The 11,423-nt window shown below is 58.0% G+C and carries 11 protein-coding genes; 5 read left to right on the top strand and 6 right to left on the bottom strand.

Translation table 11 applies throughout. The annotated features are described in order from the left end of the window. Window positions 1-6: 6 nt before the first annotated feature. Window positions 7-897, top strand: coding sequence for a myo-inosose-2 dehydratase (gene iolE / locus QE396_RS00455; RefSeq protein ID WP_020883049.1), 891 nt, complete (start codon window positions 7-9; stop codon window positions 895-897). A gap of 9 nt (window positions 898-906) precedes the next feature. Further along, window positions 907-1,719, top strand: coding sequence for a 5-deoxy-glucuronate isomerase (gene iolB, locus QE396_RS00460; RefSeq protein ID WP_020883050.1), 813 nt, complete (start codon window positions 907-909; stop codon window positions 1,717-1,719). 41 nt (window positions 1,720-1,760) lie between these two features. Here the strand turns inward: iolB and QE396_RS00465 are convergent, their stop codons facing one another. Continuing rightward, window positions 1,761-2,978, bottom strand: a complete 1,218-nt coding sequence (locus QE396_RS00465) for an MFS transporter (protein WP_020883051.1) — start codon at window positions 2,976-2,978, stop codon at window positions 1,761-1,763. Between the two features lie 113 nt (window positions 2,979-3,091). Between QE396_RS00465 and QE396_RS00470 the strand changes: the two genes are divergently transcribed. Then, entirely contained in the window at window positions 3,092-3,538 is a 447-nt protein-coding gene (locus QE396_RS00470) for a helix-turn-helix domain-containing protein (RefSeq protein WP_020883052.1), read from the top strand. A 45-nt stretch (window positions 3,539-3,583) separates the two neighbouring features. Here the strand turns inward: QE396_RS00470 and QE396_RS00475 are convergent, their stop codons facing one another. The 3 genes from QE396_RS00475 to QE396_RS00485 form a co-directional block, all read right to left on the bottom strand. Then, window positions 3,584-4,327, bottom strand: a complete 744-nt coding sequence (locus tag QE396_RS00475) for an alpha/beta fold hydrolase (protein ID WP_020883053.1) — start codon at window positions 4,325-4,327, stop codon at window positions 3,584-3,586. A gap of 11 nt (window positions 4,328-4,338) precedes the next feature. Next, complete coding sequence (locus QE396_RS00480) at window positions 4,339-4,806, bottom strand: DUF6130 family protein (RefSeq protein WP_020883054.1); 468 nt, start codon at window positions 4,804-4,806, stop codon at window positions 4,339-4,341. 111 nt (window positions 4,807-4,917) lie between these two features. Beyond that, window positions 4,918-6,111 carry an MFS transporter gene (locus QE396_RS00485; protein WP_020883055.1) on the bottom strand — a complete coding sequence of 398 codons (1,194 nt, stop codon included), beginning with the start codon at window positions 6,109-6,111 and terminating at the stop codon, window positions 4,918-4,920. Window positions 6,112-6,208: 97 nt separating this feature from the next. Between QE396_RS00485 and QE396_RS00490 the strand changes: the two genes are divergently transcribed. Beyond that, window positions 6,209-7,099: a LysR family transcriptional regulator gene (locus QE396_RS00490; protein ID WP_014171137.1), complete on the top strand. Its 891-nt coding sequence runs from the start codon at window positions 6,209-6,211 to the stop codon at window positions 7,097-7,099. On the opposite strand, the gene QE396_RS00495 is transcribed toward QE396_RS00490, so the two are convergent. Further along, entirely contained in the window at window positions 7,096-7,266 is a 171-nt protein-coding gene (locus QE396_RS00495) for a YfgG family protein (RefSeq protein ID WP_020883056.1), read from the bottom strand. The genes QE396_RS00490 and QE396_RS00495 overlap by 4 nt on opposite strands. Before the next feature lie 370 nt (window positions 7,267-7,636). On the opposite strand from QE396_RS00495, the gene QE396_RS00500 reads away from it, so the two are divergent. Next, entirely contained in the window at window positions 7,637-9,877 is a 2,241-nt protein-coding gene (locus tag QE396_RS00500; protein WP_020883057.1) for an EAL domain-containing protein, read from the top strand. Between the two features lie 4 nt (window positions 9,878-9,881). Here the strand turns inward: QE396_RS00500 and ppx are convergent, their stop codons facing one another. Then, window positions 9,882-11,420: an exopolyphosphatase gene (ppx, locus tag QE396_RS00505; RefSeq protein WP_020883058.1), complete on the bottom strand. Its 1,539-nt coding sequence runs from the start codon at window positions 11,418-11,420 to the stop codon at window positions 9,882-9,884. Between the last annotated feature and the right edge of the window lie 3 nt (window positions 11,421-11,423).

Consider the following 11,423-nt stretch of genomic DNA (forward strand, 5'->3'; position numbering starts at 1 on the left):
ACGACAATGAGTGTGCAATTAGGCATTAACCCGCTGACATGGACGAACGACGATCTGCCTTCACTCGGCGCGGAGACGCCGCTGGATACCTGTCTGAGCGAAGGGAAAGAGGCCGGTTTTGCCGGTTTCGAACTGGGCAATAAATTCCCGCGTGAGGCGCGCCTGCTTGGCCCCATTTTGCAGCGCCACGATCTGCAACTGGTCTCCGGCTGGTATTCAGGGCGTCTGCTGGAGCGTAGCGTGGAGGAGGAGATTGCCGCCGTGCAGTCCCACCTGACGCTGCTGCGCGAACTGGGGGCAAAGGTGCTGGTATTCGCCGAAGTGAGCGGCTGTATTCACGGCGAGCAACAGACGCCGGTTCATCTTCGCCCGCGCTTCCCGCACGGGCGCTGGCAAGAGTACGGTGAGAAGCTGACCGCTTTTGCCCGCTACACGCAGCAGCAGGGGGTGCAGATTGCCTACCATCACCATATGGGAACGGTCATTGAGTCCGCTGAAGATGTCGATAACCTGATGACCCATACCGGTGAAGAGGTGGGCCTGCTGCTGGACACGGGCCATCTGACCTTTGCCGGGGCTGATCCGCTGGCGGTGGCCCAGCGCTGGGCATCGCGCATTAACCATGTTCACTGCAAAGACGTGCGCGCCGACGTGCTGGCGGACGTCAAAAACCGCAAAACCAGCTTCCTTGATGCGGTGCTGAGTGGGGTCTTCACCGTACCGGGTGACGGCTGCGTGGACTATCCGCCCATCATGCGGCTGCTGAAGGCGCAGGATTATCACGGCTGGCTGGTGGTGGAGGCGGAGCAGGATCCTGCTATCGCTCACCCGCTGACCTACGCCCGTCTGGGGTATAACAACCTGAGCCGTCTGGCGCGCGACGCCGGGCTTATCTGAGGAGGTGACATGTCACGTCTGTTATCACGCTGGCAACCGCCGAGTGCGGAGGGCCGCACCCAGTCCGTCACGCCGGAACGCGCGGGCTGGGGATACGTTGGCTTTGAAGCATATGAACTGCAGGAGGGGCAGACGCTGACGCTGCCCGCCGTCAGCGAAGAGCGCTGTCTGGTGCTGGTGGCCGGACGGGCCTCTATCAGCACACCTACCGCGCAGTTTACTGACATCGGCGAGCGGATGAGCCCGTTTGAGCGCATAAAGCCCTGGGCGGTCTACGTCACGCCGCAGGAGACGGTGCAGATTAAGGCGCTGACGACGCTGGAGCTGGCGGTCTGCGCCGCACCCGGCAAAGGGACCTTTCCGACACGGCTTATCGCTCCGCAGAATATCGACGCGCAGGCGCGTGGCAAAGGCCATAACCAGCGCTACGTGCACAACATTCTGCCGGAAGATCAACCCGCCGACAGCCTGCTGGTGGTTGAGGTCTGGACCAATGAAGGCTGCACCAGTTCATACCCGAGCCATAAGCACGATACGGATAATCCACCGCAGGAAACCTACCTGGAGGAGACCTACTATCATCGCCTCAACCCCGGGCAGGGGTTCTGCATGCAGCGGGTCTATACCGACGACAGGTCGCTGGATGAGTGTATGGCCGTTTATAACCGCGACGTGGTGATGGTGCCGAAGGGGTACCATCCGGTGGCGACGCTGGCTGGTTATGACAGCTACTATCTCAACGTGATGGCCGGTCCGGTGCGAAAATGGATGTTCACCTGGGAAGACGATCACGCGTGGATCAACCGCGACTATCCACGTTGACGTTGCAGAAGCCCGCACCCCGCGGGCTTTTTTTATCACCCTTATCCTGTCTTGCGCGTTACCCACCAGAACACCAGCGCCACCAGGCTCACCGCTGCGCCAGTCAGGCAGACGCCCTGCCAGCCCGCGATGGCATACGTCATCGTGGTGCTCAGCGCGCCCAGACCGCTGCCGACGGCATAAAACAGCATGTAAAGCCCGACCAGCCGGCTATGTGCCTCGGGGCGGGCACGAAAGATCAGGCTCTGGTTGGTGACATGCAGCGCCTGCCCGCCCAAATCGAGCAGCACGATGCCAATGAGCAAAATGCCGAGCGAACGGTCCATCAGTGAAATCGGCCACCACGCCAGGAGTAACATGACCAGTGCAGCCGCGCTGGTGCGCCGGGCATATCCTCGATCGGCCCACTCTCCGGCCCGGGTTGCCGCTAACGCGCCTGCCATTCCGGCCAGGCCAAAAGCACCAATGGCGGTATGCGATAAGTTATAGGGTGGGGCACTTAACGGCAGCACCAGGGCGCTCCAGAAAATATTGAACGCAGCGAACATCAGTAAAGCCAGTACGCCGCGCACCTGCAGGACTTTTTCTTCCCGCAGCAGGATCAGCATTGAGTGAATCAGGCGCGGGTAACTCATCGTTTCAGGCACCGCAGGCAAGCGGGGCAGCCTCCACCACAGCGGAAACGCAATAATGACCATCAGCCCGGCGGCAGAGAGATACACGCCACGCCAGCCCGCGATATCACTGATGCCTCCGGAGACGACGCGGGCCACTAACAGGCCCATAAATACCCCGCCTTGTGCCGCACCAATAACGCGGCCTTGCTCATGCGGCGACGCGGCGTTGGCGGCATAGGCGATTAGCCCTTGCGTCATGGCCGTTCCTGCCATGCCGGTGGCGAGCATACCCGCCAGCAGCATCGTTGACGTCTGCGCCATGCCGACCGTGACCAGTGCGGCGACCAGTACGACAAGCTGTAGCGCCATCAGGCGCCGGCGATCCACTTTATCCCCCAGAGGAACCACGAACAGCAGAGCCAGAGCACAGCCAATCTGTGTGGCGGTGACCACGCCGCCAATGGCACCATGGCTGATGCCAAAGTCTCTGGACAACGCGTCAAGCAACGGCTGTGCGTAATAGACATTGGCCACGCTTAGGCCGCTGGCGAGGGCGAACAGCCACACCAGGCTACGCGGCATGTCGCCTGAGCGGACGTGCCCGGTTTTTCGATCTGACGGTAGTGGTGACGCATGTGACATGTACAAATCCTCGCCCTGGGTAAAGTGGTTTTAAAAAGAAACCAGTTGAAGGCTAGGCTATGCAGTTTTAAAATGCAACCAGTTATTGTTGACTGACCTGCCGGGGTAACGCTGTGCCGTCTCGTAAACCGATTGAACAGGAATTTTGTCCCGTTGCCCGCAGCGTCGATCTGATTGGCGATCGCTGGTCGCTTCTGATTGTGCGTAATGCTTTTGACGGCATGCGCCGTTTCGGGGATTTTCAGCGGGATCTCGGGGTTGCGCGTAACATTCTGGCTGACCGGCTGCGCAAGCTGGTCGACGCGGGCATTCTCGCGATGCAGGGGGCGTCAGACGGTACGTCGTATCAGGAATACGTCCTGACGGACAAAGGCGAAAGCCTGTTTCCCATCGTCGTTGCGCTTCGCCAGTGGGGAGAGCAGCATCTGTTTGAGAGCGGGGAGCGCCACTCGCTGTTGATCGACAGGCGTACCGGCAAGCCGGTTCCCCTGATGGCGCCAGCAGCGCAGGATGGAACGGCGCTGAAGGCGCAAGATACTGAAGTGCAGAAAGTGACGTAACCCGACGCTCTGCAAGCCCGCGCTACGCGGGCTTTTGTTGCATTCTTAATGGTTTATTATTGCCTGCTCAATCGTGCGGGCAATATCATCCGGCTGACTCACCATCGACACGTGGCTTGCTGCCACTTCCGTGGTTTTCGCGTGGATCGTTTTCGCCATCGCACGTTCAAGCTCCGGGTTAATCATCCGGTCATTTTTGCTGACCACAAACCAGCTTGGCTTTTCATGCCAGGCCGCATGGCTCACTTTTTCCGCAAACGCGTCGGCCTTGATCGGCCCCTGAGTGGCTGCAATGGTCTGCTGTTCAACGGCGCCTGCATCCGGTGCGAAGTCTTTCATCACGGCTTCTGGCGGGAGATACAAATACCCGTCTGCCGTTTTTGCGATATCCGCACTCCCCGCTGGCGGTGGGTAACTTCCCGCCAGGTCCGCCGTCGACTGGCCGGAATCAGGCGCAAAGGCCGCTACGTACACCAGGGATTTTACCCGTGCATCGTTGCCCGCTTCGCTGATCACCGTTCCGCCCCAGGAATGACCTACCAGCACCACATCGCCCTGCGCCCGTGCAATGGCGCGCCGGGTGGCGGCAACGTCATCTTTAAGCGACGTGAGCGGCAGCTGGACGGCAATCACCTCGGTATGCTGTTTTTGCAGCCGGGTAATGACCTTGTTCCAGCTGCTGCCATCGGCAAACGCGCCATGGACCAGCACCACGCTGGTTTTGCTCTCAGCAAAGGCGCTGGCTGAAAGCGCCAGCAGACCCGCCGTCAGTACAGAAAGTGCTTTCATTGTCTGGCTCCTTAAAAATGATGGACCGTTGCGTGAGGCGGTACGGTGAATTCAATGGTTTTATGGTCGATGGGTTTATGCGTGGGGTCGGCCAGAATTATGGTCACTTTATGCTTCCCGGCGGGTAACCCAACCAGAATGATTGGCTCTCCGCTGGTATCGGCCCAGTGCCAGGGGGCGTCATCCACCACGACATGGATATGGCCGATACGTGGTGTGACCTTCAGCGCATCGGGCCCGAATACCGGCTCGATGCGCAGGTTTTCAGCCCGGTATTGAATAAAGACCGCCCCCTTGCTCAGCGGGCCGGCAAGCGGTGGATCGACAATCAGCTTAGCGGCCGGCTGTGGACGTTCCAGCGGGGCAACAGCGGCAGGGCCGTTGACGTCGGCAGCGCTGAGGTTATCCAGCGGTGCGGCCCAGGAGCAGGTTGCTGACGCCAGAACAAGTGCAGGGAGCAGTAAATAACGACGGATCATCTGAGTCTCTCCTCAATCGGTTTCAAATTCGGTTTTAAACAATGACAGACACAGAAAACCATTTTTATGTATCCGGGATGTTTGCGGGGAACGGCGTTTTGTACCGGCTTGTCAGCGTGGCGCTCCGGATACAGTGGGATACATTTCATTATTCCGCGCGGGGTCGGCACTGCGCACAATCGCTATCGCCAGCCCGGCAATCACCAGCGTTAGCGCGGTGGAAACCCACATTGCGCCGGCGATCCCCAGCGTTTTGTTTAGCCACGCATAGGCAAACGGCGATGCCGCGGCCATAAGCTGTGCGGGAATGAGCAGCATGCCGGTGCGGCGGGCATAGCTTTCGGCGCTGAAAAGCGTCAGCGGCAGGGTGGCTTTTACTATCGTCATCAGCCCGTTGATGGCGCCGTAGCCCAGCACAAAACCGGCGGCACACCCGTCAAACAGCGAGCTGCTTAACCCGATAACAAAGCAGAGCGGCATGGCGAGGGCGGTCAGGAGCGTCAGGTTGAGCGGGGTTAAGCGTGCACCCGCCAGCACCTCCGTGGCGCGTGCGCCCGTCTGGCCAACTCCCCACAGCATGCCGATGGCGACCGGCAGGCCAAAACTGGCAATAAACTCTGGCAGATGGGTGGACGTGCCGTTAGAGACAAAGGTCATGAGGGCAATAAACGTGGCATACCGCCAGCCGTTACGCCGTTCCTCGCGCACGGGCGGCGCGGTAACGTGCGGGGGGGCCGCCAGCCGCTGGTGGGGAAGCGTGCGAATCAGCACCGCACTCAGCAGGCCAAAGAGGGCGTAGATCTGCAATGCGTGTTGCCAGCTCATCACTTTCAGCAGCCCATCACCCAGCGGCCAAAAAACCGCTGATGCCAGACCGCCAGCGAGCGTAATGCGCGAGATCGTTCTGCGTGCCTGCTGGCCGTACAGGTTCACCAGCGCGGCGAACAGCGCATCATACAGCGACAGCCGCATCCCGATACCGGCAACCAGCCAGGCACCGTACCAGCCGAACAGCGTCTGCGTATATGCCATGCCCGCGCAGCTTGCGGCAATCAGTAACGTTCCGCTCATCACCACGTTCTGCCCGCCAGCGTACGCCAACAGTCGGGCGACAAAAGGGGAGACCATCGCCATTACCAGCATCGCCAGCGTCAGGCCGAGGTAGAGCTGCGGTGATGACCACCCCCGGTCGGCCACAATCGCCTGGGCAAAGGTCCCGGGCATATAAAACGAGATCCCCCAGTTGATAAGCTGATGACAACCTGCCCGGAGGGCGAGGTGACGGGGAAGGACACGTGTTTTCATTGTTTTTCATTCCGTTATGCAGTTGTCCTGAGCATAGCGAGCGCGCTATTGTGCTGGCAGGTCAGCCACCTTATGCGCTGTATAAGAGAAACTTTGAATGACAACGCTCAACCTGGGCTATCTCGCGACGTTCCGTCTGGTTATCCAGCGCGGCAGTTTTTCCGCGGCGGCGGACCTGCTGGGCATTTCCCAGCCGGCCGTCAGCCTGCAAATCCGCCAGCTGGAGCAGTTTCTGCAAACCCGGCTGGTAGAGCGTACCGGGCGGGGTATCAAACCCACGGCTGCCGGGCAGGCGTTGCTGGTGCACGGGGAGCGTATTCAGCAGGCGGTGGATGAAGCCATTCGGTCCGTGAGTGAGTTCAGCCACGACGTGAGTGGCACCATTACGCTTGGTACGGGCGCAACGGCCTGCATTCATCTTCTGCCGCCGCTGTTGCAGCAGCTCGGACGTGACTATCCGCTTCTCAGAGTGGGCGTGACGACCGGCAATACGCTCGACATCGTCCGGGCAATTGAAGAAAACCGACTTGATATGGGGCTGGTGACGCTACCGGTGAGCGGAAGAGCGCTCGACGTTACGCCGGTGATGGACGAAGAGTTTGTTTTTATCGCGTCGCTGGACCAGCAGGACGGTTTTCAGTCGTTGACGCCGGCTGCGTTGCACGCGCAGCCATTCATTGCTTTTGAATCAGGCAGCGGCACCCGGGCGCTGATCGACGGCTGGTTTGCGGCCGAGGGGCGAATCCTCACGCCGGTGATGCAACTGGGCAGCATCGAGGCGATCAAGCGGATGGTACGTGCGGGGCTTGGCTACAGTATCGTGCCGCGTATGGCCGTAGACCTGGCGGCTGACCGCGAAGGGCTATGCGTGATGTCGCTCACGCCCGTGCTGCAGCGACAGCTGGCTGTGGTGATGCGCCAGGATAAAATCCTGAGCAAAGGAATAGCAGGGATCATTCGGATATTACAAAATCCTTCGACGCGTTAGCGATCGGCTGAATCAACGGTCAGGCTGGATTGCTGTGACTGGGCCTTGTCCTGATGGTGATACCAGGCGCCAATAGAGGAGTAAACGAAGCGGCCGAAGAAAAACAGGAAGCTGATAAGCAGTATGATGCGGGTCATCCGGGTGTTGAACTGATGTCGTTTTCGCATACGCGTGGCCTGACTCACTGTGTTTTTCCTGGGCATGCCCTTTTGGGCGACAGGGATATTAAGGCACAGCGGGAAGAGAGGGTCAATTCGCAAATGTGTAAATAACCGTCAATAATTACATTAATTAATGTTATTGAAATTAATAATTGCATTTACCATATTGATAATATGAAGAAAACCATTTCAAAAAAAATGTAAGAAAGGATCGTTTGAGTAAATTAGTTTGATTTAAGTCAACGGTTTCCCTGGCCTGGTATTTAAAATCCCACCTCCATACTGTTCGCCCCGCACGTTGTCGGGCGGCAGGTACGTCAGGTTGGATGCCTGTCTTCATTTCCCTCTGGAGCGAAAGGGGTTTAAACGGGCATCTATGAACATTATTTCTTTCCTGAAAAACAATAAAGACCGCTGGTGGGCTTTACCGCTTATTTTACCGGTGGGTTTACTGCCTGTATTAAGCGTTGCCAATACCTTTACCCGATTGGGCGATGGTCTGGTGGCACTCTATTATTTACCTCTCTCCTTTCTGCTTTCGGTGATGATGTTTTTTGGTCTGGAAGCGCTGCCCGGCATCGTATTGTCACTGTTCATCCGCTACTACCCGTCGGTTGGGTTGTTCGAAACCATCGCCGGCATTTTTCATTTTATTGTCCCTGTTGTGCTCAGCTGGGGAGGGTATCGGGTGTTTGCGCCCAGACGCAGCATGACGGCTTACGGGGATGTCAGACTGATGGCGCAGCGTATCTTCTGGCAGGCCTTTTGCCCCGCGACGCTGTTTCTGGTGCTGTTCCAGTTTGCCCTCTATCTGGGTGTGTATGAGAGCCGTCAGAGCCTGGAGGGGTTGACCCCGCTTAATATTCGCACGCTGATTAACTATCAGACGCTGCTGGTCAGCGGGCTGACGGGCGTGCCGTTAAGCTATTTACTGATCCGTCTGATTCGCCATCCGCGGTATATCAGAAGTCTTGTCTCGCAGGTGCGAATGCAGATAGACAAAAAGGTGACGGTCATTGAATTTCTGCTGTGGGCCATTGCGCTTGGCGGGCTGCTTACCCTGCTGCTGCTCCCGATGAACGAAAACAGCTCGATTTTCACCACCAACTACACCCTGTCGTTGCTGATGCCGGTGATGCTCTGGGGAGCGATGCGGTTTGGCTATAAGCTGATGTCGCTTATCTGGACCCCGGTGCTGCTGGTGTCTATTCACTATTTTTACCGCTATATCCCTCAACAGTCCGGGTATGACATTCAGCTGGCAATTACCTCTTCCAGCTATCTGGTCTTTTCGTTTGTGGTGATTTACATGTCGATGCTGGCCACCTGCCAGCGCGCCGCGAATAAACGTTCCCGCAGGCTGGCGCTACTCGACCCGGTTGTCCATATGCCGAACCTGCGGGCCTTGTCGCGCGATCTTGCTAAAAACCCCTGGTCGGCGCTCTGTCTGCTGCGCATTCCGGAGCTGGAGGTGCTGGGCCGAAATTACGGGGTGTTGTTGCGGATCCTGTATAAACAGCAGCTGGCGCAGTGGGTCAATGGCACCTTGCAGCCCAGTGAGCGGGTCTATCACCTCACCGGCTGTGACCTGGCGGTTCGCCTTAACGCGGAATCGCACCAGCAACGCATTGAGGCGCTGGACGAGCATATTAAACAGCTCCGCTTTGTCTGGGATGGGATGCCGCTGCAGCCTCAGGTGGGCGTGAGCTACTGCTATGTGCGCTCACCGGTGACCCATCTCTATCTGGTCCTCGGTGAGCTGGGGGTGATTGCCGATCTATCGATTTCGACCAACCATCCGGAAAATCTGCAGCAGCGCGGTGCTGTCCATCTCCAGCGTAGCCTGAAGGACAAGGTTGCGATGATGAGCCGTCTGCAAAGTGCGCTCGACAGTAACGCGTTTACTCTGCTGGTCCAGCCGGTTTGCGGCGTGCGGGGCGATTGCTACCACGAGGTGTTGCTGCGGATGTCGGATGCAAACGGGGCGTTGCTCTCTCCCTTGCAATTCCTGCCCGTCGCCCAGGAGTTTGGTCTGTCGTCTCGGGTTGATTTGTGGGTACTGGAGAACACGCTACGCTTCCTGGCAGAGCATCGGGTACATCTGCCTGGCCAGCGTTTTGCCATTAATCTGGGCCCTTCCACCGTGTGCCGTGCGCAGTTCCCGGCTGAGGTGAGTCGTCTGCTGGCGAAATACGCCGTGGAACCCTGGCAGCTGATATTTGAAGTGACCGAGTGCAGCACCTTCGGCAGTGGTGAGCAGGCGTTACATACCCTCAGGCAGTTGCAAAAAATGGGGGTACGCATTGCGATTGATGATTTCGGTACCGGCTATGCGAGCTACGCGCGGCTAAAAAGCGTGGACGCCGATATCCTTAAGATAGACGGAAGCTTTATCCGCAATATCGTCAACAACAGTCTGGACTATCAGATAGTGGCCTCGATTTGCCATCTGGCGCGAATGAAGAAAATGCTGGTGGTCGCGGAGTATGTCGAAACAGAAGAGATACGTAGCGCGGTTCACGCGCTAGGTATCGATTATGTGCAGGGTTATCTGATTGGCAGACCGGTGGCGCTTGAGTCACTGCTGGAAGCAGAGGCGTCGCCGGTCGAGACCTGAGCCGTTACGCCGCGACGTCTGAGCTCTCTTCTTCGATTTTGAGTAGCCAGCCGGTGACCGCTTCCCAGTACTGCTGCTCTTTTTCCAGATCCAGCAGCACCAGCGCATTCTGGCTAAACCAGTCTGGCGGGAAGCTCAGGGTCCAGTGGTTGTCATCCGTTTTGAGCTTCAGCGTGGGCGGGGTGGTCGTGGCCTGACGCTGGTTATTGAGCAGGACGCCGAGACGCAGCAGCTGGATAAGCGGCAGGAATTGCTTCTTCTTAAACAGCGTGAAGCGCGGCAGATCGTCAAGCTTGATGGCTTTACGATGGTAGCGCACCAGGGTCGCCATCATAGTTTGCTGCTCCTGGTTGAAGCCAGGCAGATCGCTGTTTTGCAGGATATAGGCTGAGTGGCGGTGCATTCCGCTGTGGTTAATATTCAGTCCCACCTCGTGCAGCATCGCTGCCCATTTCAGCAGGGCGGCAAGCTGCGGATGCGCCAGCTTAGGGTTCTGCTCCTGCCACTGGTCGTATATCTGAACGGTTGTTTCCAGCACGCGCTTCGCCTGTTCGCGGTCGATATTGTACTGGTTTGCCAGGCTTTGCGCGGTGCGGCTACGAATATCCTGGTGGCGGAAACGGCCTTCCATTTCATACAGCACACCTTCACGCAGCGCGCCGTCGGAAAGACGCAGCTCTTTAATTGCCAGCGCATCAAATACGCCGCACAGGATAGCCAGCCCCGGTACGAATACCGCTTTGCGCTCGTCGGAAAGACCCGGCAGGCTTAAGGCGTCAAAGCTTTTATGTTTCAGCACCTCTTCGGTCAGCAAGGTCAGGCGCTCTGGGGTGATAAATCCATCTTTTTCACCCATCGCCAGCAGCACTTCATGTGCCGCTTTGATGGTGCCCGATGCGCCCAGCGCTACGTTCCAGCCCTGAATACGGTACTGCCAGGCCAGGTTCTCCAGTTTCTGGATAGCGGCCATGCGCGCGCGCTGGAAGTTTTCGCGGCTGATTGCGCCACCCGGGAAATACATCTGCGCAAAGCTGACGCAGCCCATACGACGGCTTTCGACCAGACGCGGCTCAAAATCTTCGCCGATCACCAGTTCCGTAGAGCCGCCGCCGATGTCGATGACCAGCTTGCGTCCTTTTTCCGGCTGAGTGTGTTCAACACCCATGAAAATCAGACGGGCTTCCTCGTTACCGGAGATGATCTCAATGGGGTAGGGGATCACTTTTTCGGCCCGCTTGAGGAATTCAGGCGCGTTCAGCGCCTGGCGCAACGTGTGGGTGCCCACAATGCATACGCTGGAAGGCGAGAAGCCCTGCAGGCGTTCAGCAAACAGCGACAGGCAATTTAAGCCTCGCTCCATTGCCTCTTCGCTGAGCATGCTGCGCTCATCAAGACCATCCGCCAGGTGTACACGCTGCTTCAGACGACCGATGATCTGCAACGCGCCATCCACCTCACGGGCGATGACCATGTGGAAACTGTTAGAACCAAGATCGACCGCGGCGAATTCCTGCGGGCGTGGGGTCTTATCATTTATCGGCATAGG

Source organism: Enterobacter sp. SORGH_AS_0287 (assembly GCF_031453695.1).
GTDB classification, from domain to species: Bacteria; Pseudomonadota; Gammaproteobacteria; order Enterobacterales; family Enterobacteriaceae; genus Enterobacter; species Enterobacter ludwigii.